General features: G+C 72.1%; 21 protein-coding genes and 2 pseudogenes. 12 read left to right on the top strand and 11 right to left on the bottom strand.

Going from position 1 to position 23,108, the window contains the following annotated elements:
• Positions 1–78 precede the first annotated feature (78 nt).
• The 4 genes from VFZ92_RS31275 to VFZ92_RS31260 all read right to left on the bottom strand — a co-directional run bounded on the left by VFZ92_RS31275 (position 79) and on the right by VFZ92_RS31260 (position 4,287).
• Positions 79–840, bottom strand: a complete 762-nt coding sequence (locus VFZ92_RS31275) for a helix-turn-helix transcriptional regulator (RefSeq protein WP_330879671.1) — start codon at positions 838–840, stop codon at positions 79–81.
• 62 nt (positions 841–902) lie between these two features.
• Positions 903–3,290, bottom strand: a complete 2,388-nt coding sequence (locus tag VFZ92_RS31270) for an excinuclease ABC subunit UvrA (RefSeq protein WP_330879670.1) — start codon at positions 3,288–3,290, stop codon at positions 903–905.
• A 132-nt stretch (positions 3,291–3,422) separates the two neighbouring features.
• Positions 3,423–3,833: a VOC family protein gene (locus VFZ92_RS31265; protein WP_330879669.1), complete on the bottom strand. Its 411-nt coding sequence runs from the start codon at positions 3,831–3,833 to the stop codon at positions 3,423–3,425.
• 10 nt (positions 3,834–3,843) lie between these two features.
• A complete protein-coding gene (locus VFZ92_RS31260; protein WP_330879668.1) occupies positions 3,844–4,287 on the bottom strand; it encodes a helix-turn-helix transcriptional regulator in 444 nt (147 codons plus the stop codon).
• 129 nt (positions 4,288–4,416) lie between these two features.
• Here VFZ92_RS31260 and VFZ92_RS31255 point away from each other — a divergent pair, with 129 nt between their 5' ends.
• Together VFZ92_RS31255 and VFZ92_RS31250 are read left to right on the top strand one after the other, a co-directional pair.
• Positions 4,417–4,761: a hypothetical protein gene (locus VFZ92_RS31255; RefSeq protein WP_330879667.1), complete on the top strand. Its 345-nt coding sequence runs from the start codon at positions 4,417–4,419 to the stop codon at positions 4,759–4,761.
• A gap of 4 nt (positions 4,762–4,765) precedes the next feature.
• Positions 4,766–5,485, top strand: coding sequence for a hypothetical protein (locus tag VFZ92_RS31250; RefSeq protein WP_330879666.1), 720 nt, complete (start codon positions 4,766–4,768; stop codon positions 5,483–5,485).
• Here the strand turns inward: VFZ92_RS31250 and VFZ92_RS31245 are convergent.
• Positions 5,457–6,125, bottom strand: coding sequence for a TetR/AcrR family transcriptional regulator (locus VFZ92_RS31245; protein ID WP_330879665.1), 669 nt, complete (start codon positions 6,123–6,125; stop codon positions 5,457–5,459). The genes VFZ92_RS31250 and VFZ92_RS31245 overlap by 29 nt on opposite strands.
• 44 nt (positions 6,126–6,169) lie before the next feature.
• Here VFZ92_RS31245 and VFZ92_RS31240 point away from each other — a divergent pair, with 44 nt between their 5' ends.
• Positions 6,170–7,024 (top strand): CPBP family intramembrane glutamic endopeptidase, encoded by an 855-nt coding sequence (locus tag VFZ92_RS31240; protein ID WP_330879664.1) that lies wholly within the window; start codon positions 6,170–6,172, stop codon positions 7,022–7,024.
• A gap of 23 nt (positions 7,025–7,047) precedes the next feature.
• On the opposite strand, the pseudogene VFZ92_RS31235 reads toward VFZ92_RS31240, so the two are convergent.
• The 3 genes and pseudogenes from VFZ92_RS31235 to VFZ92_RS31225 all read right to left on the bottom strand — a co-directional run bounded on the left by VFZ92_RS31235 (position 7,048) and on the right by VFZ92_RS31225 (position 9,590).
• Positions 7,048–7,941, bottom strand: a pseudogene (locus VFZ92_RS31235) (IS5 family transposase).
• A gap of 56 nt (positions 7,942–7,997) precedes the next feature.
• Positions 7,998–8,405, bottom strand: coding sequence for a PPOX class F420-dependent oxidoreductase (locus tag VFZ92_RS31230; protein WP_330879663.1), 408 nt, complete (start codon positions 8,403–8,405; stop codon positions 7,998–8,000).
• 9 nt (positions 8,406–8,414) lie between these two features.
• On the bottom strand, positions 8,415–9,590 hold the full coding sequence (locus VFZ92_RS31225; protein ID WP_330879662.1) for a winged helix DNA-binding domain-containing protein: 1,176 nt from the start codon (positions 9,588–9,590) through the stop codon (positions 8,415–8,417).
• A 100-nt stretch (positions 9,591–9,690) separates the two neighbouring features.
• Here VFZ92_RS31225 and VFZ92_RS31220 point away from each other — a divergent pair, with 100 nt between their 5' ends.
• From VFZ92_RS31220 to VFZ92_RS42590, 4 genes and pseudogenes are all read left to right on the top strand, one after another.
• Positions 9,691–10,281, top strand: coding sequence for a PadR family transcriptional regulator (locus tag VFZ92_RS31220; protein ID WP_330879661.1), 591 nt, complete (start codon positions 9,691–9,693; stop codon positions 10,279–10,281).
• 268 nt (positions 10,282–10,549) lie between these two features.
• Complete coding sequence (locus VFZ92_RS31215; protein WP_330879755.1) at positions 10,550–13,294, top strand: DEAD/DEAH box helicase; 2,745 nt, start codon at positions 10,550–10,552, stop codon at positions 13,292–13,294.
• Positions 13,291–14,436, top strand: coding sequence for an SWIM zinc finger family protein (locus VFZ92_RS31210; protein ID WP_330879660.1), 1,146 nt, complete (start codon positions 13,291–13,293; stop codon positions 14,434–14,436). Before VFZ92_RS31215 ends, VFZ92_RS31210 begins: the two co-directional genes overlap by 4 nt.
• 661 nt (positions 14,437–15,097) lie before the next feature.
• A pseudogene (locus VFZ92_RS42590) lies at positions 15,098–15,979 on the top strand (IS982 family transposase).
• A 303-nt stretch (positions 15,980–16,282) separates the two neighbouring features.
• On the opposite strand, the gene VFZ92_RS31205 reads toward VFZ92_RS42590, so the two are convergent.
• Both VFZ92_RS31205 and VFZ92_RS31200 read right to left on the bottom strand, forming a co-directional pair.
• Positions 16,283–16,495, bottom strand: coding sequence for a DUF5703 family protein (locus VFZ92_RS31205; RefSeq protein ID WP_330879659.1), 213 nt, complete (start codon positions 16,493–16,495; stop codon positions 16,283–16,285).
• Positions 16,492–17,463 (bottom strand): hypothetical protein, encoded by a 972-nt coding sequence (locus VFZ92_RS31200; RefSeq protein WP_330879658.1) that lies wholly within the window; start codon positions 17,461–17,463, stop codon positions 16,492–16,494. The genes VFZ92_RS31205 and VFZ92_RS31200 overlap by 4 nt, the downstream gene beginning before the upstream one ends.
• A 195-nt stretch (positions 17,464–17,658) precedes the next feature.
• On the opposite strand from VFZ92_RS31200, the gene VFZ92_RS31195 reads away from it, so the two are divergent.
• Positions 17,659–18,723: a M48 family metalloprotease gene (locus VFZ92_RS31195; RefSeq protein ID WP_330879657.1), complete on the top strand. Its 1,065-nt coding sequence runs from the start codon at positions 17,659–17,661 to the stop codon at positions 18,721–18,723.
• Positions 18,724–18,784: 61 nt separating this feature from the next.
• Here the strand turns inward: VFZ92_RS31195 and VFZ92_RS31190 are convergent, their stop codons facing one another.
• Entirely contained in the window at positions 18,785–19,762 is a 978-nt protein-coding gene (locus VFZ92_RS31190; RefSeq protein ID WP_330879656.1) for an aldo/keto reductase, read from the bottom strand.
• A gap of 130 nt (positions 19,763–19,892) precedes the next feature.
• On the opposite strand from VFZ92_RS31190, the gene VFZ92_RS31185 reads away from it, so the two are divergent.
• The 4 genes from VFZ92_RS31185 (at position 19,893) to VFZ92_RS31170 (ending at position 23,091) form a co-directional block, all read left to right on the top strand.
• Positions 19,893–20,942, top strand: a complete 1,050-nt coding sequence (locus VFZ92_RS31185; RefSeq protein WP_330879655.1) for an LLM class F420-dependent oxidoreductase — start codon at positions 19,893–19,895, stop codon at positions 20,940–20,942.
• Positions 20,939–21,760: an undecaprenyl-diphosphate phosphatase gene (locus VFZ92_RS31180; protein ID WP_330879654.1), complete on the top strand. Its 822-nt coding sequence runs from the start codon at positions 20,939–20,941 to the stop codon at positions 21,758–21,760. The genes VFZ92_RS31185 and VFZ92_RS31180 overlap by 4 nt, the downstream gene beginning before the upstream one ends.
• Positions 21,761–21,825: 65 nt before the next feature.
• The gene (locus tag VFZ92_RS31175; protein WP_330879653.1) at positions 21,826–22,515 is read left to right on the top strand and encodes a histidine phosphatase family protein; all 690 of its coding nucleotides are present in this window, start codon (positions 21,826–21,828) and stop codon (positions 22,513–22,515) included.
• Between the two features lie 66 nt (positions 22,516–22,581).
• On the top strand, positions 22,582–23,091 hold the full coding sequence (locus VFZ92_RS31170; RefSeq protein WP_330879652.1) for a GNAT family N-acetyltransferase: 510 nt from the start codon (positions 22,582–22,584) through the stop codon (positions 23,089–23,091).
• Positions 23,092–23,108: the final 17 nt, after the last annotated feature.

Below are 23,108 nucleotides of genomic sequence, written 5' to 3'. Positions count from 1 at the left end.
ACCGGCACTACCCGGCCACCCCCGCTGCTTCCCCACGAGACCTACCCCTCCACTCGCCCGGCCGCCGGCGACCGCACCTCACCCGCACCCCGCCAACCCGCTGATCACCTCCCGCGACCCCGCCACGTCGAGCGCCACGGCCGAGATCCCCTCCAGCGCCGCCCGGTACCCGGCGACGTGTTCGGGGTTCTCCAGGAACACGTCGGCCACCATGCTCTCCAGGTGCACCACCGATCGCCCGCCAGCCGCGTCGAGCAGCGCGAACGGCCCCGGCACCCCCGCGTGCCCACCCGCGCCGGTCGGCACGACCCGCACCACGGCGGGCACCAGCAGCAGGTGCATCAGCTGGTCGTGCATCACCGCGGGCCCGCCGACAGGTCTGCGCAGAGCCTGCTCCTCCAGGTAGAACACGGCTCCCGCCCGACCAGGCACCTCGCCGCACCGGAGCGCCCGCGCGTAGTCCGGTGTCCGAAGTGGACCGGGGATCACCGTGCACGCGTAGCACGTGATCGCCGTCGCCCGCTCGTGCTCGGCCACCGCGGTCCGCCCGTCGCCCCCGAACGGGCGGACCCACGTGTCCTTCCCGGACTCACGGCACAGCTCCACCAGCCGCGCGAACTCGGCGCCCTTCACCTTGCACAGCGCCAAGTACGCCGCCACGTCGGTCGCCGACGCGCCGCGCACACCCGCCTCCAGCTTCGACACCTTGCCGAGGCTCCAGCCGAGCGCGGCGGCGAGCACACCGCTGCTCCACCCGGCCGCGAGCCGCTTCTGCCGCAACTCGCCGCCGAGCCCGCGACTGCGCGTCGTCGACTCCCGCCTCGGATCCTGTTCGGACATACCGCCCCCCTTCTCGTGCCGCTCGGGAGGACTGTATCGGCGACCACCGACAAGAACCGGGGTCAGCCGCCGACGTAGGCCGACAGGTGCTTGCCCGTGAGGGTGGAGTGGGTGGCGACGAGGTCGGCGGGGGTGCCCTCGAAGACGATCCGGCCGCCGTCGTTGCCCGCGCCGGGACCGAGGTCGATGATCCAGTCGGCGTGCGCCATGACCGCCTGGTGGTGCTCGACGACGATGACCGACTTGCCGGAGTCGACGAGCCGGTCGAGCAGACCGAGCAGGTGTTCGACGTCGGCGAGGTGCAGACCCGCGGTCGGCTCGTCGAGGACGTAGACGCCGCCCTTCTCGGCCATGTGGGTCGCCAGCTTCAGCCGCTGCCGCTCACCGCCGGACAGCGTCGTGAGCGGCTGCCCCAGGCTCAGGTAGCCCAGCCCGACGTCGGCGAGCCGGGTGAGCACGGCGTGCGCGGCGGGGGTGCGGGCCTCGCCGTCGCCGAAGAACGCCTCGGCCTCGGTCACCGACATCGCGAGCACCTCGCTGATGTCACGGCCGCCGAAGCGGTACTCCAGGACGGACGAGTCGAACCGCTTCCCCTCGCACTCCTCGCACGTCGTGGCGACGCCCGCCATCATGGCCAGGTCGGTGAAGATCACGCCCGCGCCGTTGCACGCCGGGCACGCCCCCTCGGAGTTGGCGCTGAACAGGGCGGGCTTCACCCCGTTGGCCTTGGCGAAGGCCTTGCGGATCGGTTCGAGCAGGCCCGTGTAGGTCGCCGGGTTGCTCCGCCGCGAGCCGCGGATCGCGCCCTGGTCGATCGACACCACGTCCTGCCCGGCGGGGATCGACCCGTGCACGAGCGAACTCTTGCCGGACCCCGCGACACCCGTGACGACGACGAGCACGCCGAGCGGGACGTCCACGTCGACGTTCCGCAGGTTGTGCGTCGACGCGCCGCGGATCTCCAGCGCGCCCGTGGGCGTCCGCACGGACTTCTTCAGCGCCGCCCGGTCGTCGAAGTGGCGCCCGGTGATCGTGCCGCTGGACCGGAGCCCCTCGACGGTGCCCTCGAAGCAGACGGTGCCGCCCGCGGTGCCCGCGCCGGGACCGAGGTCGACCACGTGGTCGGCGATCACGATCGTCTCCGGCTTGTGCTCCACCACCAGCACGGTGTTGCCCTTGTTCCGCAATCGCAGCAGCAGGGTGTTCATCCGCTGGATGTCGTGGGGGTGCAGACCGATCGTGGGCTCGTCGAACACGTAGGTGGTGTCGGTGAGCGAGGAACCGAGGTGGCGGATCATCTTGACGCGCTGCGACTCGCCACCAGACAGCGTGCCCGCGGGCCGGTCGAGCGAGAGGTAGCCCAAGCCGATCTCCACGAACGAGTCGAGGGTGTGCGCCAGCTTCTCCAGCAGCGGCGCGACGGACGGCTCGCTGAGCCCCCGCACCCACTCGGCCAGGTCGCTGATCTGCATCGAGCACGCGTCGGCGATGTTGAGCTTCTCGATCCTGGACGACCGCGCCGCCTCGCTGAGCCGGGTGCCGTCGCACTCGGGGCAGGTGGTGAAGGTGACCGCCCGGTCCACGAACGCCCGGATGTGCGGCTGGAGCGCCTCCTTGTCCTTGGACAGGAACGACTTCTGGATCTTCGGGATCAGCCCCTCGTAGGTGAGGTTCACCCCCTCGACCTTCACCTTGACCGGCTCGCGGTAGAGGAAGTCGTTCATCTCCTTCTTGGTGAACTTCCGGATCGGCTTGTGCGGGTCGAGGAAGCCGGACTCGGCGTAGGTCCGCACCGTCCAGAAGCTGTCGGACTTCCAGCCGGGGATGGTGAACGCGCCCTCGGCGATCGACCTGGAGTCGTCGTAGAGCTGCGTGAGGTCGATGTCGGACACCGCGCCCCTGCCCTCGCAGCGAGGGCACATGCCGCCGGTGATGCTGAACTCGCGCCGCTCCTTCACGGTCCGGCCCGCGCGTTCCACGACGACGGCGCCCGCCCCGCTGATCGACGCGACGTTGAACGAGAACGCCTGGGGCGACCCGATGTGCGGCTCGCCGAGCCTGCTGAAGAGGATGCGCAGCATCGCGTTGGCGTCGGTCGCGGTGCCGACCGTGGAGCGCGGGTCGGCGCCCATCCGCTGCTGGTCGACGATGATCGCCGTCGTCAGCCCCTCGAGCACGTCGACCTCGGGCCGCGCCAGCGTCGGCATGAAGCCCTGCACGAAGGCGCTGTACGTCTCGTTGATCATCCGCTGGGACTCCGCGGCGATCGTGCCGAACACCAGCGAGCTCTTGCCCGACCCGGAGACGCCGGTGAACACCGTCAGCCTGCGCTTGGGGATCTCGACGCTGACGTCCTTGAGGTTGTTCACCCGCGCGCCGTGCACGCGGATCAGGTCGTGCGTGTCGGCTTCGTGCGGCGCAGGCGACTGCGTGTCCGTCCTCTTGCTCATCGTTTCTCCCTCTGTCGGGCGGGGCCGCTCCCGCGGCCCGTCGTCGCCTGGCTCGTGCTGGTCGGCGCCGGTCCGGTGTCTACCCGATCGGGCGGGCCGCGGCCACGCGGCGCGCCCGACCGGATCCGGTCGTCAGCGCAGTTCCTGGATGCGGATGAGGTTGCCCGCGGGGTCGCGGAACGCGGAGTCGCGAACGCCGTACGGCTGGTCGGTCGGCTCCTGGACCACGTCGGCGCCGCTCGCCTGGAGCTTCGCGAACGTGGCGTCGAGGTCCTTGGTGGCCAGGTTGATGCCGCCGTAGGTGCCCTTGGCCATCATCTCGACGATGGTGCGGCGCTCGTCCTCGGTGATGCCGGGGTCGACGGCGGGCGGGTGCAGGACGATGGACGTGCCGGGCTGGTCGACGGGGCCGACCGTGATCCAGCGCATCCCGTTGTGGCCGACGTCGCCGCGGACCTCGAAACCGAGGGTGTCGCGGTAGAAGGCCAGGGCGGCGTCCGGGTCGTCGTGGGGGAGGAAGCTCGAGTGAATCACGATGTCCATGCCGGTGAGACTAGGTCCGGCTGGGGGACCGCGCTTCTCGATTCCTGACCGGTCTGGTCACCTGTTTCGTCACGCACGGCGGCATCTCCGGAGCGGCCGGGGCCATCTGTGCGCGGTAGGCGCTGGGCGACACCCCGACCAGTTCGCTGAAGCGGGTGCTGAAGGTCCCGAGCGACGAGCAGCCGACCGCGAAGCAGACCTCGGTGACGCTCGTGCCGCCGCGGCGCAGCATCGCCATCGCGCGCTCGATGCGCCGGGTCATCAGGTAGGAGTAGGGCGATTCGCCGTAGGCGCGCCGGAACTCGCGGCTGAGGTGCCCGGCGGACATGTTGACGCCGCGGGCGAGAGCCTCGACGTCCAGCGGCTGGGCGTGCTCCCGGTCGATCCGGTCGCGGACGCGCCGCAGCCGCGCGAGGTCGCCCAGGCGCTGGGACTCGGCCGATCTGCTGCTCACCCCGAGATCGTGCCACACGCCCGACGTGCTCTCACGCCGTCGGCTCCGAGGGCGTTGTCGCTGCTAGATCGCTCGATGGGAGGACATATGGCAATTGTGTGACCACCGGGATTGGGATGTCATGAACACGTGAGCATGGAATCGTTGGCGGCGCTGGTGAACCGCGGCTTCTTCTTCCAGGCGTTGTCGGACGAACGGGGGGAGATCGAGGTCGTCGTCGGCTCGTACGGCTGGCACGGGTACTTCGACCGGATCCACGTGTGGGGCGAGGACGAGGCCGTCGCCGCACGGGAGCGGAGCGATCACCGACCGTTCAGCGGGAACGTGGTGTGGAGCTACGAGGGCAGCGCGGTCGACACGGCCCTGGCTCTGCTCGAACTGCCGAAACCGGGCGAGCCGGGTGCGCCGACGCTGGCGAGGGCGAGCCCGTCGAGCCTGTGGCTGCCGCTGTCGTCGCGCCGGAGGCGACAATGATCGGGTGCTGCCCCAGGAACGCCTCATCACCAGGGTCGTCGCGCTGTGTCGCGCCGACGAGCGGTTCGACGCGGTGCTGCGCTACGGCTCGTTCGCCCAGGGAAGCGGCGACGAGCACAGCGACGTCGAGTTCTGGCTCTTCTCCGAGGTGGAGATCGACGCCGAGGCGTGGTGCGCCCGGATCGCGCCGATCACCCACCACGTGCGCAACGAGTTCGGCGCCGACGTCGTGTTCTTCGAGGGGTTGGTGCGCGGCGAGTTCCACTTCGCCCACGACGTTGCGGTGGTCGCGGAGTGGCCCGCTCGCGGCGCCTCCGTGGACGCGATGGTCGTCGTCGACCGCCGCGGTGCGCTGCGGGCCGCGCTGGAACGGGTGCCGCTGCGGCCCGTGCTGCCCGAGGCGGGTGAGCTGTGCGGTCGATTCGTGAACTGGCTGGTGCTCGCCCACCACGTCCAGGCCAGGGGAGAGGTGCTGCGCGCGGCCGACGCGATGGCGCACGTCCGCCGCCACCTGCTGTGGATGGGGCGGCTGGCCGAGGGGTCGATCGAGCACTGGCTCACACCGTCCAGGCTCGCCGAGGCCGAGCTGTCACCCGACCTGCTGGCGCGCCTGGACGTCACGAGCCCGGCGGCGGCCTGGCGGGTCGGGCGGGAGCTGTGGCTCGCCCTCGGCTGTCCCGTCCCGGTCGGACTCTTCACGGAGCTGGACGCGGCGCTGTCCTAGAGTCGCGCCCTCGGTCAGGGGCGAGGTTCGCGCCTGCCACGAGGCTCAGGTGCCTGCGCACCGTCGCGCGCAGGTCGTCGGCCGAGAACCGGTCGGGGTAGCTGGTCGCCTGGAGGGTCAGTCCGTCGATGACCACGTGCAGGTGCTCGGCCCACTGTTCGAGGTGGACGTCGGGCAGTTCACCTCCGACCGTCTCCGGCGCGGCGACGTCGCGGACCAGACCGACCGCGAGGCGGCAGACGTGCCGGGTGCCGGTCCACGCCTGGCTCCGCAGGTCTCGCAGCGTGTCGTCGACGTGGGACCGGACGAGGAAGGCCAGCCACACGTCCGCCTCGCCCCGGCGTTCGTCGTCCAGCGGCAGCATCGCTTCCAGGAGCAGCGAAGCGCGGTCCGCGGCGTCGGCCGTGGAGTGGAGCTGTGCCTCGACGCGGGCGCTGACGTTGGTGCCGATGGCGAGGGCGGCGAAGTGCAGGAGGCCGTGCTGGCTCTCGAAGTAGTGCCGGAGACCGCCCATGGAGATGCCCGCGTGCTCGGCGACCCGCCGCACCGTGGCGCCCTCGATGCCGTGTCGTCCGATGACGTCCCACACGGCGCGGACGATCTCGGCGCGACGCTTGTCGTGGTCGACCACCTTGGGCACACCACCGTTATAGCACGCTTGTGCGGTCCTGTTACCGTACAAGCGTGCGGAATAAACTGTCGTTCCTCGTCACCGTCGGCGGGTTGGCCACGATCGCCGTGTCCGCACTGGCGCTCACGCTGACCGGCACCGGGGAGGTGCGGTACTCGGCCGACCACACCGACACCATCCCGTTCTGGCACCGGTGGGTCCCGGCCCTCGTCGGCATCGCCCTCGTCCGGCTGGTGCCTCCGCGAACCAGCCGTCGGGCCGTCACCGAGCCCGCCGGCACCGTGCGCGGTGAGGCGCTGGTCCTCGCGGCCACGGCCGTGCTGTTCGCGGTGGGGTTGTGGCTCGCCGGTGGCGGCGAACCAGCCCACACGGCGCTCAAGCTGCCGCTGCTGCTCGCGGTCCCGCTGGTCGTGTTCCGCGTGACGCGGCGGCGCGGCGGAGCCGCCCCGATCGGCGTCCCCGACGTCACCGGGGCGTGGCGCCGCTGGGGGCCGACCGTGCCCGTGGCGGCGTGGCTGGTGCTGGCGCACGCCAGTCCGGTCGCCGTTCCCACCAGGGGTGCGGTCGGCGGTGACGACGCCCTGACCCTGGTGCTCACCGTCGTCATCGTCTTCGCCGTCAACAGCCTGCTGGAGGAGGTCTTCTACCGCCGCTGGCTCCAGACCCGCTGGGAAGTCCTCCTGGGAGCGTGGCCGGGCATCGTCGTGGCCTCCCTGCTGTGGGCGGTGTGGCACGTCGGCATCCAGGGCAGCGGCGCCCTGCCCGCCGATCTCGCCTCGGCCGTGGTCAACCAGGGCGTTCAGGGGCTCTTCCTCGGCTACCTGTGGAGCCGGTACCGCACTCTGTGGCCGATCCTGACCGTCCACGGCGCGATGAACGTCGCACCGACCCTGCTCGCACTGCTGTAGCTAGGAGCTGTTTGGGGTTTAGATCATGTGGTCGAGGTCAGGGCCTTCAACCACATGACCGCAGCTCGTAGACGTAACCCGGCCTCGTAGCTTTCCGCTGACTTGTCGTAGCGAGTGGCCAAGCCACGCCATGTCGTGATCTTCTGAAAGCAGCGTTCGACGGTGTTGCGCTGCCTGTAGCGCACGGGATCGAACGAGACCGGGCGTCCGCCGGCCGAACCTCTCCTCTTCCGGTTGGCCTGCTGGTCGGTCTTCTCCGGGATTACCGCCGTGATCCGACGACGACGCAGACAAGCCCGATTAGTCTTGGAGGAGTAGGCCTTGTCCGCGGCCACCGCGCCCGGACGGGTACGGGGCCGACCGACCTCGCCCGGGACCCGGATCTTGTTCAGCACGGCCTGAAACCGCGGTGAGTCCCCAGCTTGACCAGGCGTGAGCGCGAACGCCAACGGCATTGCGCCCGCGTCGACCACGGCGTGGATCCTGCTGCTCAGCCCGCCTCGGGACCGGCCGAGCAGGCAACGGAGCCCTCTCTTCCTCGGCCAGCGCCTGTTCCAGCGCATCGAGGGTCTCACCGGCAACCGCGAGCCCGGCCGATCCGTGGTGGGCCCGCACGATCGTGGAGTCCAGGCTGACCAGTTCCCACCCGACCTGCCCACGAGACGCGGCTCCGGCGATCAGCTCGTCCACCAACACCTGGAACACCCCGGCCTGACCCAGGCGTTGAACCGGGAGCAGACGGTGGACCAAGGCCCATACCGTTCAGGGACATCACGCCAACCCGATCCGGTACGGAACCGCCACAAAATCCCGTTGAACTGGTCCCGCACCCGCCGCGGCAACGGCCCCGTGGCCGCCACCGGCACATGCGGCTCGATCAGTGCCCACTCGGCATCGGTCAGATCACAACGCGCCACATCCGGGTTCTACCAGCCCTAGCGGCTTCTACCTAGATCCGAACTCCACACAGCTCCTAGTGGAGCGTCTTGTGCGACGGGTACCACGTGTCACCGGCGGGTTCACCCGCGAGGTTCCAACTCCAGGACACGGTGGGCGTGATGCGCAGGTAGGTGCCCGGCCCGACCAGACCGACCCGTTCGAACGGCTGCTCGGCGGTGCCGTACACGCGGATGCCCCGAGCGACGAACGGTTCGAGCGACACGAGGTCGTCGACCACCAGCGCGACCTTGTGGTGTCCTGACGCGACGTTGCGGAACTTCCGGGTACCGCGCACGGTCGCACCGCCGCCGATCCACAGGTGCGTCCCGTCGAACTCGACGGCCACGGGGACGACGTCGGGCTGCCCGCCGCCGCCCAGGGTCGCCAGCCGACCGAGGTGCTGTGCCCGCAGGTACGCGATCTCCTCATCGGTGAAGGCCATGCAGGCACGTTATCGGCCGACTCCGCGGTGGCGGGAGAGTTCGCGCTCCAGCGGGGTGCGGAACCGCGGCCGCACCCGCACCGCCCCCAGCCACCCGGCCACCGTCGCCGCCTCGCGGGCGATCAGCGCCTCGGCCTCCGTGCCCACGTCCTCCAGGAGGCTCCAGACGATCTCGCCGTCCGCCCGCTGCGCCCACGCGCCGACCACCCGCCCGTCGCACCAGACCGTCGGCCCGGCGTTGCCCGTGGTGTCGAACAACGACGGCACGTGCGCGGGGGAGAGGTACCAGTCCCGGTCGCGCCACCCCATCGTCGTCGAGTCCAGCCCCGGCAGCAGCGCCACCCAGGGCTCGGGCTCGGCGACCGGGCCCGCGTCGCCGGGCACGACGTACCCCGTGCCCTCGTCGATCACGACCTCCTCCATGCCCGCCAGCGCTTTCCGGGTCGCGGTGAGCGACCAGCCTGTCCACCACCTCAGGTCCGCCACCGTCGCCGGGCCGTGGGAGGCGAGCCACCGGCGGGCCAACTCGGCCTGGGCGTCGGCGAGGGGCACCTCCTGCCACGGGGTCGCGGTGGTCCAGCGGAACTGGCTGCTGATCCAGGAACCGCGCGGTCGGGCGCGGCGGATGTGGCCGTCGCAGGCGAGCGTGCGGATGATCCGGCTGGACACGTTCTGCTTGGTCTCGTAGGGCTTGCCCGCGGCGACGACGACCTGCTCGCGCAGCGCGGGCACGTCCTGGCCGAGCTGCGCCGCGGTCGCCTCGCCCCTGGCGCGCAGGGCGGCCAGGACGGCCTGCTGGACCTCGGCGAGCCGCCGCGCGTCCCAGCCGACGCCCTCGCTGAGGTAGGTGAGCAGCTTCGCGCGTTCCCGCGCCGAGATCGTGACTCCGGTGGAGCCGTGCACCAGGGGAGCGAGGTCGGCGGGCACGACGAACATGGTGCGGCGCATGGCGAGCAGGCGGTGCAGCGTCACGTCGTCGTACAGCGCGCGTTCGACGGGCTCGTGACCCGGCGTCCGCAGCCTGGCCGCGATGGACAGGAACACGGTGGCCGGGTCGGTGGCGTGCACGGCGACGAGGGCGTCCGCGACCTCCTCGACACGGTCCACGTGCGCCGACGGTGCGAGGAGGTGCCGCGTGCCCAGCCGGGCCCGGCGCTGGCGCACGTCGATCCGGGGAGGTGCCACCGGGTCATCCAACCAGCCGCGCGGAGTGGGCGTCGGGCCACCGCGCCGGGTGGATCTACGCTGGCGCCCGACAGGCACGGTGCGAACGGGTGGGACTTCGATGTCGGCGACGCGGCTCTTGGTGCTCGGCGTGGTGCGCGGCTACGGCAGCGCGCACGGTTACCTGGTGGGCACCGACCTCGTGTCGTGGGGCGCGGACGAGTGGGCGAACGTCAAGTGGGGGTCGATCTACCACGCGCTCAAGCAGTTGACCAAGGAGGGCTGCCTGTCCGAGTCGCTCGTGCCGCCCGCCAGGACGGACTACCGGCTGACCGACAAGGGCGAGGTCGAGTACCTGAGGCTGCTGCGGGACGCGCTGAGGCTGCCCGACGTGCGGCCGGACACGCTCGGGGCCGGACTCGCCCTGCTGCCCTCGCTGACGCGCGCGGAGGCGATCGGGCTGCTGCGGCAGCGGCTGGAGGCGCTGGAGGGCAAGCGCGATTCGGCGCGCGGGCTGCGCGAGTCCTGGGGCCGCCCGACGCACGTGAAGGAGCTGTTCGGGCTGTGGGAGCACACCGCCGCCGGTGACGCCGCGTGGACGCGCGGGCTGGTCGAACGCCTGGAGTCGGGCGAGTACCCCATGATGGGGGAGCCCGGCTCGCCCGGACCCGCGGGGAGCTGGCACGACCCGTCCCTGGGCCGCCACCCGTAGTTGTCCTCTTGTCGTTGACCTGATCGTCCCCCTGTGCCTTACTCAAGTTTGAATAGTGTGGCCGTTTCGGGCACACTCGTGGGGCCGCGAGGGGAGCGGCCCGGACGTTTCACCCGTTGGAGGTGGAGGCGGGGCCTCCACCTGGGACGGTGCGACTCACCTGTCTCCCGGTCGGGTGACATCAGGGGTGCGCTCGGCGTCGGTTCCGGCCGTTCGAGGGGCAGAACTGTCGGACCTGTTCGGGATGGTGCTCGCCGTGGTGGGGCTGATGGTCGGCACCGTCCGAATCGCGTGGGAGGGGCTTGTCGTGGGACTGGAACGGTGTGCGGCGGTGTTCGAGGCGGCTGACCCGCCGAGGACGTCGACCGTGGCGTTCTACGGGGCCGACCTGCCGGAGGGGGAGTACGGCGAGGTCACGATCGCGGACGCGGACGGCTGGGTGCGGACGGTGCCCGCGGTGCGCGTACCGGTCGCCGAGGCGGTGCCGGTGTTGAGCCGGGCGCGCCGCGCGGGCGACGCGCACCCGGCGGCCTCGTTCTGGGGGGCGGCCGTCGTGGTGGCGATGCAACTGGTGGCACGGGGTCGGTTGCTGCCGTCGGTGACGGAGGGCGAGTTCGACGCGTGGCGCGTCGGGCCGCTGGAGACGATGGACGTCGAGGTCGTGCGCGCGTTGGCCGCCGCGATGCCGCCGCAGGCCAGGGCGGTGCCGCTGCCGGGGCGCGAGCCCGCCGAGCTGGCCGACGCCGAGGCGCTGGTGCGGGGGTTCATCGACGCGGTGGCGGACGGGATGCCGCGGGGCGCGGCGGCCGTGCACGCCGCGGGTGCGCCGGTGTTCGCGGCCGCCGCGCCGCAGAGGGTGCCGCACCTGAGGTCGTGGGCCGACCAGGGCGTGCGGATCTCGCTGCGGATCGAGGGCGACTTCGTGACCGGCCGGTTCCGGGCGGTGGTGCAGGTGCACAGCCTGGCCGACCCGTCGCTGGTGGTGGACGCCGACCGGCTGTGGGCCGACCGGGCGGCTGGCCGGGCGCGGTTGGACGCCGCGGTGGCGGTGCGGCGGGCGGCGCGGGCGTGGGCGCCGCTGGAGCAGCTGCTGGACGCGTCGGTGCCCGCGGAGGTCGAGCTGGGCGACGAGGACGTGGCCGACCTGCTGGTGCGGGGTGCGATCAGGCTCGCGGGCGTCGGTGTCGACCTGCACTGGCCGAAGGACCTCGTGCGCGACCTGACGTCGAGGGCGGTCGTGGAGGGGCAGGGCCCGCCGTCGGACGTGCCGTCGTTCTTCGGCGGTGGGCGGCTGCTGGGCTTCGACTGGCAGTTGGCGCTGGGCGGCGACCCGCTGAGCGAGGCCGAGATGGACCAGCTGGCGGAGGCGCACCGGCCGGTGGTGCGGCTGCGCGACCAGTGGCTGCTGGTCGACCCGGAGCTGGCGCGGCGGGCTCGGGAGCGGTCGATCAAGCCGTTGACGGCGATCGACGCGCTGGGCGCGGTGCTGACGGGCACGGCCGAGGTCGACGGCGAGCTGGTGCCGGTGGCGACGAGCGGCTGGCTGGAAGCCTTGCGCGAGCGGATCGAGACGCCGGACGAGGGCGTGGAGGCCGTGGAGCAGCCGCCCGCGCTGCGGGCGGTGTTGCGCGACTACCAGCTGCGCGGGCTGCGGTGGCTGGCGCGGATGACGTCGCTCGGGCTGGGCGGCTGCCTGGCCGACGACATGGGGTTGGGCAAGACGATCACGTTGATCGCCCTGCACCTGCACCGGGCGAGCGGTCCGACGCTGGTGGTGTGCCCGGCGTCGCTGCTGGGAAACTGGGAGCGCGAGATCACGCGGTTCGCACCCGGCGTCCCGGTGCGGCGGTTCCACGGAGGCGCGCGGACCGTCGAGGGCGTGGAGTCGGGGTTCGTGCTGACGACCTACGGCACGATGCGGCTGGACGCGGCCCGGCTGGGCGAGGTCGACTGGGGGCTGCTGGTCGCAGACGAGGCGCAGCACGTGAAGAACCCGAGGTCGGGGACGGCCAAGGCGCTGCGGAAGATCCAGGCTCGGGCGCGGGTGGCGTTGACGGGCACGCCGGTGGAGAACAACCTGTCCGAGCTGTGGGCGATCCTCGACTGGACCACGCCGGGGCTGCTGGGCTCGCTGGCGTCGTTCCGGTCGCGGTGGGCGAAGCCCATCGAGGGTGGTTCGGACAGCGAGGCCGCCGACCGGCTCGGCCGGTTGGTGCGCCCGTTCCTGCTGCGCCGGAAGAAGTCCGATCCCGGTATCGCGCCGGAGCTGCCGCCGAAGACGGAGACGGACCAGCCGGTCGCGCTGACCCGTGAGCAGGCGGCGTTGTACGAGGCGACGGTGCGGGAGCTGATGGCCGAGATCGCGGGCAGCAGCGGCAGCGACATGGCCCGGCGCGGGCTGATCGTGAAGCTGCTGACCGGGCTCAAGCAGATCTGCAACCACCCGGCGCAGTACCTGAAGGAGAGCGGTCCGCGGCTGGTCGGTCGGTCCGGGAAGCTGGAGCTGCTCGACGAGCTGCTGGACACGATCCTGGCCGAGGGCGGCGCGGTGCTGGTGTTCACCCAGTACGTGACGATGGCGCGGCTGATCGAACGCCACCTCGCCGATCGGGGCGTGGCGACGCAGTTCCTGCACGGCGGCACGCCCGTGGCGAAGCGGGAGGACCTGGTGCGGCGGTTCCAGGACGGGGAGGTGCCGGTGTTCCTGCTGTCGCTGAAGGCGGCGGGCACGGGGCTCAACCTGACGCGCGCGGACCACGTCGTGCACTACGACCGCTGGTGGAACCCGGCGGTGGAGGACCAGGCGACCGACCGCGCCTACCGGATCGGGCAGACGAGGCCGGTGCAGGTGCACCGGCTGATCGCCGAGGGCACCGTCGAGGACCGGATCGCGGAGATGCTGGCGGCGAAGCGGCAGCTGGCCGACGCGGTCCTCGCGGGTGGCGAGGCCGCGCTGACCGAGCTGTCCGACGCCGAACTGGCCGACCTGGTCGAGCTGAGGAGTGGGCGATGACCGATCGGGTGAGGGGTTATCCGGCGTTCCCGAAGGGGCCGCGGCGGGCCCGCACGTGGTGGGGGAAGGCGTGGTTGCAGGCGGTCGAGGACACCTCCCTCGACCAGGGGCAGATGCGGCTGGGGCGGAAGTTCTCGGTCGCGGGCGTCGTCGGCACCATCACCGTGAGCCCCGGAAGGCTGGCGGCGGCGGTCTACGACGCCGAGGACACCTACCAGACGTCGGTGTCGCTCACACCGCTGTCGGACGCCGAGTGGGGGAGGTTCCTGGCTCAGGTGGCGGCCAAGGCGGGGCACATCGCCGCGCTCATCGACGGGGACGTGCCGCACGACCTGGTCGCGGCCGCCGACGACGCGGGCGTGCAGCTGCTGCCGGGCATCGGCGACCTGGACCCGGAGTGCACCTGCCCCGGCTGGGAGCTGCCGTGCAGGCACGCGGCGGCGCTGTGCACGCAGGCGTCGTGGCTGCTCGACGCCGACCCGTGGGTGCTGCTGCTCCTGCGCGGCCGTGAGCAGGCCGAGGTCCTGGCGGAGCTGCGGCTCAGCGACGCCGAGGAGAGCCCGACGGTCGGGCACCTGGCGACGGAGGTGTTCGCCGCGCCCCCGGTGCCGCTGCCCGAGCCTCCACCGCTCGTCGAGCTGGGGCCGCTGCCGGTGTTCGACCCCGTGCCGGGCGTCGACGTGGAGGCGCTGCGGTGGCTGGTGGCCGACGCGGCGGCGCGGGCCAGGGAGCTGCTGGTGACCGGTGAGCTGCCGGTGTTGGACGAGTGGCACGACCGGGTGCGGATGGCGTGCACCGTCGCCGATCCCCGCCTGACCGCCAGACTCGCCGCCGTCGGTCCCGGACTGCCGCGGGCGATGTGCGCGTGGAGCTACGGCGGGTCGGCTGCGTTGGCCGTGCTCGACACCCCGTGGTCGCCGTCGAAGGCCGAGACGGCCAGGGCCAGACGGGCGTGGGAGGGCGAGGAACTGCCGGTCGCGACCGTGTGGCGGAACCGCTGGACCGTGGAGGCCGAGGGGTTGCAGCTCCGCTTCGGCCGTGACGGCCGCTGGTACCCCTACCGCGAGGAAGGGGGTGATTGGTGGCCCGCAGGTCCACCGGACCGCGACCCGGCCGCGGCGTTGTCCGAGCTGATGGGCTGATCCACCACGCCCGTGGTACCACACGTGTGGTGGATCGGAGGCCGATCGTCCGGCGGTCGTGGGCTTGGTCGGGCTTGGGGTGGGCAGCTCCGGACGTACCTGGCCGGGTCCGGACGGGGTGTCGTCAGGTGTGGCGGACGCCCGTCCAGGCGGGGAGAGCGGGGAACGGCCCTCGCGGTGGCTCGGACCGGGCCCGTCGTCGAGTTCGCTGGTCTGCTTGATCCGCCGGCGGATCTTGGCCTGTCGCATCCCGCAGCCGGATGCCGGCGTGCCCGGTCGAGAGCCGGTAGGCGGTGGGGTCAGTCGTGCCGGACGGCCATCCGACTGGCAGCCGGCGGTCGGACAGGCTCCGGTCGGCGGCCCGAACGAGGGTTCGGTCAGCTTCCCGCAGGCTCGTGGTCGGAGTGCCTGGGACTTCCGGGTCGTGTGCAGCCAGAGCACGAACGGCCAGCCGAGCGTCCGGCGGTGCTGGCCCGTGCCTGGAGATCGGTCGGCTTGTCGGGACAGCGCGGTCCGGGCCGTGGTGGTCGGCACCGCGTGGGCGGGGTGGTCGGGCTGACGGCCTGCGCGGAGGTCGGACCGCGTTCGGTCAGCCCTGGACGAGTGATGCGTAAGTCGAGGCGGTAGCCGGAGACGGACGAAGGGTGTCCGAGATCAGTGTGTGACGACCGACCTGAACACCCTTCCCACCGCACTCCACGTCAGATCGACGACCACCTGGCGGGCAGGAGCCGCATCGGCAGACCGTCCCAACTCACCGACGCGGAGCCGGCCACCCCCGCCGTGGCCCGAGCACTGCTCGGGGTCACCTCCGAGGCCCGTCTGGCTGCGATTCCTGCCCGTCCGGGTGCCCGGCGCCTTCCCGCACCTGCCCGGCCGGTCCGGCTACAACCGCCGCCCGCGCGCCGCGCGACCCCTGGTCAAACAGGTCGTGAGACTGGTGGCCACCGACACCGACCTGTGGACCGACACCACCTGGATCGTCGACTCCACCCCGGTGGAATGCGGCCGATCCCGGTCCACCGTCAAACGGTCGGAGCTGGCCTGCTGGGCGAAATACGGTTGCTGCCGCTCGCACTCCCGCTGGTTCTGGGGCTTGCGCCCGTACCCCGGCCGGACTGCCGGTCACCTGGGCCCTGGCGGACCCGAAGATCGACGAGCGGCAGGTGCTCATGGCCCTGCGCGGCCACGGATCCCGACTGCTCGCCGACCGCCCCGGTCTGCTGATCATCGCCGACAAGGGGATACGTCTCCCGCGAACTGGACCCCTACCTCACCCAACGCGGCGTCCGGTTGATCGGACCGTCCTCCCGCAACCGGACCCCGCACCCCGGTGAGCCGCTGCTCAAGTCGGTCCGCCCGCTCATCGATCGGTCAACGACACCCTCGAAGGCCAGTGGAACCTCGAACAACACGCTGCACGCACCATCGAGGGAGTCGGAGTCCGCATCGCCCAACGACTCCTGGCCCTCACCGCGGCCATCTGGCACAACCGGGCCACCGGCCGGCCCGTCACCGGTCCCTGACCGCCTACGACCACTGACCGAGTTAGGAACTACTCGTCTAGCCGGAAGTCGGTGACCTTGCAGTAGCCGGTGGCGGCCACCGGTCGCTGCCGCTCTCGGTACCTGATGTCGCTGCTCGATGTCGCTGCGCCCGGATGTCGGCCGCCGCCGTGTCGTCGACGGTCTTGGCGCCGTCCTGGGATTGCGGCAGGAGCGGTCGCCGGTCGGGCGCGGCCGAGGCTCAGCTGGTCGCGCTCCATGGCGGTCCGGCGGCACGTCGTGGTGGGCGCGTGGGTGGGGCGCTCAGGTCGGGCTACCTGAGCGTGGGTGGCCTCGGGAGGCTAGATGCTCAGACCTGGCACGGTTGCCGCCGTGCGGCGGCGGCGCAGCCAGATCTTGCGGGTTCCGTCGCCGTAGAGGAGGACGCGGGAGAGTTCCCAGCCCGCGAACTCGGCGAGGGTGCCTAGTTGGGTCGTTGCGGTGCGACGGGAGACGCCGGGAGGCAGCCGCAACGGCCTGTACTCCCAGTCCCCGTCGGTCACTCCTTCGTTCACGGCGAGATCACCTGTATCCCTTGGCCGTTCGCGGATGCGATGAACACCCGACCACCAGCTGGATCGACCGCCACCGAATCGGGCTGGCGGACGGTGGGGAACCGGAACTTCTCGACCGGTTCGCCGCCTGCGACGTGGTAGGCGACCACTTCGTTCTTCTCGGTGAGCGTCACCCACGCCAGATCGGTGCGCGGGTCGTAGGCGAGCCCGTAGGGGCCGCCCGGCACGGGGTAGCGCTGACGCATGATCAGCGGGTCCGCGGAGAAGGCGAGGAGTTCGCCGCCGCGGGTGTCGGTCACCAGGACGCGGCCGAAGCGGTCGGTGACGGCGCTGGTGGCGCCGTCGCCCGCGCGCAGGCCCGCGCCGAGGGTGTCGGTGGTCGGGTCCACGTCGAAGACGGCGCTGCGGAGCCTGTCGAGGACGACGATGTGGCCGTCGGTGACGAGGACCTGGTCGGGACTGGTGATGGGGCCCACCCGGTGGTCGCCGACGCTGACGGAGCGGGCGTCGCGCCGGGCGACGAGGGTCTTGTCGCCGAGGGTGGCGACGTCGACCGGGCCGCCGTCGACCGCGGTGCTGGTGGTCGTGGCGTCGGCCGGGGAGATGCTGACGATGACGCCGCTGGTCGGGACCGGCGCCTCGACGCGGTCACCGGCGACGACGAGCCGGGCGGCGGGGCCGGGGAGGGCGACGGTCTTGGGTGTCGGGTCGGGCAGCGCGTAGAGCAGCACGGACGGCGGGTCCTGCACGGCGACGGCCAGCGTGCCCGCCGCGAAGGCCACGGCGGTGGCCCTGCCCGTCAGGGGGAGCACGGTGCCCGCGGGGGTGGCCGACTGGTCCGGCGAGGGCGGGGGAGTCGCCGCCACGAGGGTGGCCGCGACCTGGAGCGGGTCGTTGGGCTCCTCGCTCGTGGCGCAGCCACCGACCATCACCGCCCCGGCGAGCAGTGCAGCGGCCAGTCGACGCAACGTGGAACCTCCCAAGCGGCCGGGTGACCCCGGTACCCCATTCGCGAAACGCCCCTCCAGCATCCACGACGAAACCGCCGTGGTCACGCCGGGGGGCGGGTGTACCCGTTGGTCCTTGAAGGTGATAGTCGGGCCGTCCGCCGCACCGCCGGAGGCCGGAGCGCGACCATCGACGTGGGTGAGACGAGGTGCGCTATGACGGTCGGGGCGTTGCGGGAGAGGCACGTCGAGTTGCTCCGGCAGCACCGGGTCGCCGACGGGTTGGTGCGCGGACGGCGCAAGCTCGACCGCGGCGACCGCTACTACACGTGGTCGCAGGTGGCCGCGGAGCCCTCACCTGCGAGGTTGCACCGGTTGAGCGCCCTGCGGCTGCGTCCTGACGCGTACTCGGTCGCGGAGCTGTGCGCGTCGCAGGAGCTGCTCGACGCGCAGTCGGCCGAGCTGGTGGACTTCGCCGAGTTGGCGGGGCGGGCGGTGCGCACGCCGTTCTTCGCGGGGGTGTTCCCGACCGGGTCGATGAACGCGCTGTGCCGTCCGATGCCGGGCGCGGGGGTGCTGGTGCTCGTGGACACCGGGCTGCTGCACCTGGTGCCGGACGTGTTGAAGATCATGATCGTGTCGCGGTCGGCGTTCGGGCAGGAGCCGCTGCTGGAGCCGTCGGTGGCCGCGCCCGCCCTGGCGGAGGTGTTCAACGCCCACCTGTTCGGCAACGGCGCGGCGGGCGCGCGGGTGCTGCCGGAGCTGGCGGGGCAGCGGCGCGACCTGCTGAGGCTGATGAGCAGGCGGGCGGTGCAGTTCGTCGTCGCGCACGAGATGGCGCACGTGCACGCGGGCCACCTGCTCGCGTCGTGGCGGCAGACCGACCCGAACACCCCGGTCGGCGCGCTGGACACGCAGGCGGTCGGGTGGCCGCGCGAGTACGAGGCCGACCAGGTGGCGGCGGGGATCATGCTGGCGAGCCTGGCCGAGGTGAGCCCGTGGGAGCGCGACACGATCGAGCCCTACCTGGTCGGGTCGGTCCTGCTGGTGCTGGCCCTGCACGAGGTGGTGGCGGTGCTGGCCGAGGCGACCGGCCGGAGCCTGCCGTTCGCGGGCAGCCACCCGCCGCCGCTGCTGCGCATCCAGTCGCTGGTGGGGCACCTCGCCGCGCACCTCCGGACGTCGGAGTCCATCGCCGTCGCCGCCGACGTCGCGACCTGGCTGGACGACCGGGTGCCGGGGGTGCTCGAGTGGTTCCGCATGGTCGACGTCGAAGCGTGAACGGGGCCCGCTCGGCTGGGCGGCGAACGGCCCGGCGCTCGGCCACCGGGCCCGTCGCGCTCTACCCCATCGGGCGCTCGGGGTAGGCCAGTTCGACCGCGCTCACGTCGTCCAGCGCGGAGCGGATGGCGGGCGGCAGCGTGAGGCTCTCGGCCACCAGCGCGCCCAGCAGCTGGTTCGTGTCGCGCGCGCCGACGACGGGGGACACGACGCCGGGTCGGTCGCGGACCCACGCGAGGGCGACGCACAGCGGTGAGGTGCCGAGGCCGTCGGCCGCCGTCACGACCGCCTGGACGATGCGGGAGGCGCGATCGGTGCGGTGCTGCTCGACGTAGCCCGCCATGTGGGCCGAGGCGCCGCGGGAGTCCGGCGGGGTGCCGTTGCGGTACTTGCCGGTCAGCACGCCGCGGCCGAGCGGGGCCCAGGGGAGCAGGCCGAGGCCGTGGTGTGCGGCCGCGGGCACGACCTCGCGTTCGACGCCGCGTTCCAGCAGCGAGTACTCGACCTGGGTGGAGATGAGCGGGGTGCGGCCGGGGAGGGCGCGCTGGAGGGCGGCGGCGGTGCCGAGCTGCCAGCCGGAGTAGTTGGAGACGCCGACGTAGCGGACCTTGCCGCTGGTGACGGCCGAGTCGAGCGCGCCGAGGGTCTCCTCGAGGGGGACCGAGTTGTCCCACGCGTGGAGCTGCCACAGGTCGACGTGGTCGACGCCGAGGCGGCGCAGGGAGCCGTCGAGGGCTCCGAGGAGCGCGCCGCGGGAGGCGCCGCCGCCGAACGGGCCGTCGTTGCGGCGGGCCACGGCCTTGGTGGTGATGACGAGGTCGTCGCGGGGGACCACTTCGCCGAGCAGCCCGCCGAGGATGCGTTCGCTCTCGCCCTCGACGTAGACGTCCGCGGTGTCCACGAGCGTGCCGCCCGCCTCGGTGAAGGCCATGAGCTGGGTGGCGGCCTCGTCGGCGTCGGTGTCGCGGCCCCAGGTCATCGTGCCCAGCGCCATCCGGGAGACGCGCAGGCCGCTGCGGCCGAGCTGTCGGTGTTCCACCGGTCGAGACTAAGGGCAACGACGGCGCTGAGCTGGGAACGTCGTGGATCTTGGCCGGTCGCGCCGGGTGTGACCGGCGTCACGGGTGCCCGCTGCGCCGAATGTTGTTACTGATCGGTACGGTCAGCGCGTGCGATTGGGACTGAACCTCGGATACTGGGGCGCCGGCAACGACGCCGACAACCTCGAACTCGCCAAGGAGGCCGACCGGCTCGGCTTCTCGGTGGCGTGGGCGGCCGAAGCCTACGGCTCGGACGCGCCCACGGTGCTGTCGTGGGTCGCCGCGCACACCGAGCGCATCGACGTCGGCAGCGCCATCCTCCAGATCCCCGCGCGGACGCCCGCGATGGCCGCGATGACCGCCGCGACGCTGGACACCCTGTCCGGCGGCCGCTTCCGGATGGGGCTCGGCGTGTCCGGGCCGCAGGTGTCCGAGGGCTGGCACGGCGTGCGCTTCGACAAGCCGCTGGCCCGCACGCGGGAGTACGTGGACATCGTCAGGACGGCGCTGCGCCGCGAGAAGCTGCGCTACGACGGTCGGCACTACACGCTGCCGCTGCCCGACGGCCCCGGCAAGGCGCTCACGCTGACCGTGCACCCCGTCCGCGAGGAGATCCCGATCTACCTCGCCGCCGTCGGCCCGAAGAACCTCGAACTCGCGGGTGAGATCGCCGACGGCTGGCTCGCGATCTTCTTCTCCCCCGAGCACTCGACCGAGTCCCTCGCGGCGGTCAAGGCCGGGCGCGAGAAGGCGGGCAAGACCATGGACGGCTTCGACGTCGTGCCGACCGTGCCGCTGTTCGTCGGCGAGGACTGGCGCACGCTGGCCGACCAGGTGCGCCCGTACGCGGCGCTCTACGTCGGCGGCATGGGCAGCCGCAAGCAGAACTTCTACAAGGACCTCGCCGGCCGGATGGGCTTCGAGAAGGAGGCCCAGGAGGTCCAGGACAAGTACCTGGACCGCGACTACGCGGGCGCGATGGCCGCGCTCCCGGTCGAGTTCCTCGACGCCACGTCGCTGCTCGGCACCAAGGAGCGGATCGCCGAGAAGATGCAGGTCCTGGCGCAAGCCGGGGTCACCACGTTGACCATCACGCCGATGCTGCAAGATCTGGAGCAGGGAGTCGCGGCGCTGCGCACCGCGGTGGAAGCTCTGGATCTGGCAGGAGTGGGTAGTTGAGCTGGTTGCAGGCTCTGGTCCTCGGACTGGTTCAGGGGCTTACCGAATTCCTACCCGTGTCTTCGTCGGCGCACGTGCGGATCACGTCGACGTTGTTCTTCGGCAACGACGCGGGCGCGTCGTTCACGGCGGTCATCCAGCTCGGTACCGAGCTGGCGGTGTTGATCTACTTCGCCAAGGACATCGGGCGGTTCGTCTCCGCCTGGTTCCGCGGCCTCTTCAGCGCGGAGGCGCGCAAGGAGAAGGACTACCGGCTGGCCTGGTACGTGATCATCGGGTCGATCCCGATCAGCGTGCTGGGCTACCTGCTCAAGGACGAGATCCGCACCTCCGCGAGGAACCTGTGGATCACGGCCACGATGCTGATCGTGTTCGGCCTGCTGCTCGGCCTCGCCGACCAGCTCGCCAAGCACTCGCGGTCGGAGCTGACGATGAAGGACGCCGTCGGCATGGGCCTCGCCCAGGCCCTCGCGCTGATCCCCGGCGTCTCCCGCTCCGGCGGCACGCTCACCGCGGGCCTGTTCCTCGGGCTCGACCGGGCGGCCGCGGCGCGCTACTCGTTCCTGCTGGCGATCCCCGCCGTCTTCGGCGCGGGCATCTTCAGCATCCCGGACGTGCTGGACCGGGGCCCGAACGACGCCTCGGTCCCGCAGATGGTCGTGGCCACGATCATCGCGTTCGCGGTCGGGTACGCCACCATCGCGTGGCTGCTCAAGTACGTCTCGAAGCACAGCTACTCGGCGTTCGTCTGGTACCGGGTCATGCTCGGCATCGTCCTCATGGGCCTGCTGTCGATGAACCTGCTCCCCGCGAACTGAACCCCCGTCACCCGTGAGGGCCACCACGTCCGCGTGGTGGCCCTCACGGCATCTAGGGTGGTCCCGTGGCCACCGTGATCCTCCTGCGACATGCCCGTTCGACCGCCAACGGCTCCGGCGTGCTCGCCGGCCGCACACCGGGCGTGTCCCTGTGCGAGAAGGGCGAGGCGCAGGCGCTCGGGCTGGTCGACCGCCTCAAGGGCGTCCCCGTGGACGCCGTCGTGGCCTCGCCCATGGATCGCTGCCTGCAGACCGTGGCGCCGTTCCTCGCCGACCGCGGCCTCACCGCCGTCACCGAACCCGACCTCGCCGAGGTCGACTACGGCAGCTGGACCAACCGCGCCATCAAGGACCTCCTCAAGGAGCCCCTGTGGACGGTCGTGCAGCAGCACCCGTCCGCCGCCGTGTTCCCCGACGGCGAGGGCCTGGCGGCCGTGCAGGCCAGGGCCGTCGCCGCGATCCGCGCCCACGACGCCCGCGTCACGGCCGAGTTCGGCCCCCGTGCCGTCTGGATCGCGTGCAGCCACGGCGACGTCATCAAGGCCGTGCTCGCCGACGCGCTCGGCCTGCACCTCGACGGGTTCCAGCGCATCGTCGTCGACCCCGCCTCGGTGTCGGTCGTCCAGTACACCGAGACCAGGCCCTTCGTGCTGCGCTCCAACGACAACGGTGGGGACCTGGCGGGCATCGTGCCGCCGCCGGAGCACGAGCCGTCCTCCGACGCCGTGGTCGGCGGCGGCGCGGGCGCCGCGTAGTCCGACGGCGGGCACCCGAACGGCGGTACGGCCGAATTGTCGGACCGCCGTTCTAGGGTCTCGGCCATGACGGAGGTCGACGCGATCTGCCTGCGGCCGTGGGCCGAGGGCGACCTGGGGCTGCTGCGCGCGCAGAACACGCCCGAGATGCTGGTCCACCTGGGCGGGCCGGAGTCCGAGGAGGCCGTGCTCGACCGGCACCGCCGGTACGTCGAGCTGTCCGCGAGCGGGACTGGGCGGATGTACGTGGTGCTGCTCGGGCCCGACTCGGTGGTCGCGGGGTCGATCGGGTTCTGGGAGAAGGAGTGGGACGGCGCGTCGGTCTACGAGACCGGCTGGCACGTCCTGCCTGAGTTCCAGGGGCGCGGGGTGGCGACGCGGGCCGCGGTCGCCGTTGCTCGGATCGCCGCCGCCGAGGGCGACCACGAGGAGCTGCACGCGTTCCCGCCGGTGGCCAACACGGCGTCGGTCGGCGTGTGCCGCAAGGCCGGGTTCGCGCTGCGCGGGGAGCACGACATCGAGTACCCGGCGGGCACCTGGACGCGGTGCGAGGACTGGTGGGTGCCGCTGGGGTGAGACGTGCCGGGGCCCGG

The organism is Umezawaea sp. (genome assembly GCF_036375055.1).
GTDB lineage: Bacteria > Actinomycetota > Actinomycetes > Mycobacteriales > Pseudonocardiaceae > Umezawaea.
Note: the sequence above shows the minus strand (reverse complement) of the source record. Positions and strands in the feature narration are given on the sequence as shown.

What these genes read in the sequence shown, in the direction of transcription:
- VFZ92_RS31220 (WP_330879661.1), top strand. Translation starts at nt 9,691, where the DNA reads ATGTCGGCGACGCGGCTCTTGGTGCTCGGCGTGGTGCGCGGCTACGGC.
- VFZ92_RS31215 (WP_330879755.1), top strand. Translation starts at nt 10,550, where the DNA reads ATGGTCGGCACCGTCCGAATCGCGTGGGAGGGGCTTGTCGTGGGACTG.
- VFZ92_RS31230 (WP_330879663.1), bottom strand. Translation starts at nt 8,405, where the DNA reads ATGGCCTTCACCGATGAGGAGATCGCGTACCTGCGGGCACAGCACCTC.
- VFZ92_RS31195 (WP_330879657.1), top strand. Translation starts at nt 17,659, where the DNA reads ATGACGGTCGGGGCGTTGCGGGAGAGGCACGTCGAGTTGCTCCGGCAG.
- VFZ92_RS31270 (WP_330879670.1), bottom strand. Translation starts at nt 3,290, where the DNA reads ATGAGCAAGAGGACGGACACGCAGTCGCCTGCGCCGCACGAAGCCGAC.
- VFZ92_RS31275 (WP_330879671.1), bottom strand. Translation starts at nt 840, where the DNA reads ATGTCCGAACAGGATCCGAGGCGGGAGTCGACGACGCGCAGTCGCGGG.
- VFZ92_RS31170 (WP_330879652.1), top strand. Translation starts at nt 22,582, where the DNA reads ATGACGGAGGTCGACGCGATCTGCCTGCGGCCGTGGGCCGAGGGCGAC.
- VFZ92_RS31265 (WP_330879669.1), bottom strand. Translation starts at nt 3,833, where the DNA reads ATGGACATCGTGATTCACTCGAGCTTCCTCCCCCACGACGACCCGGAC.
- VFZ92_RS31210 (WP_330879660.1), top strand. Translation starts at nt 13,291, where the DNA reads ATGACCGATCGGGTGAGGGGTTATCCGGCGTTCCCGAAGGGGCCGCGG.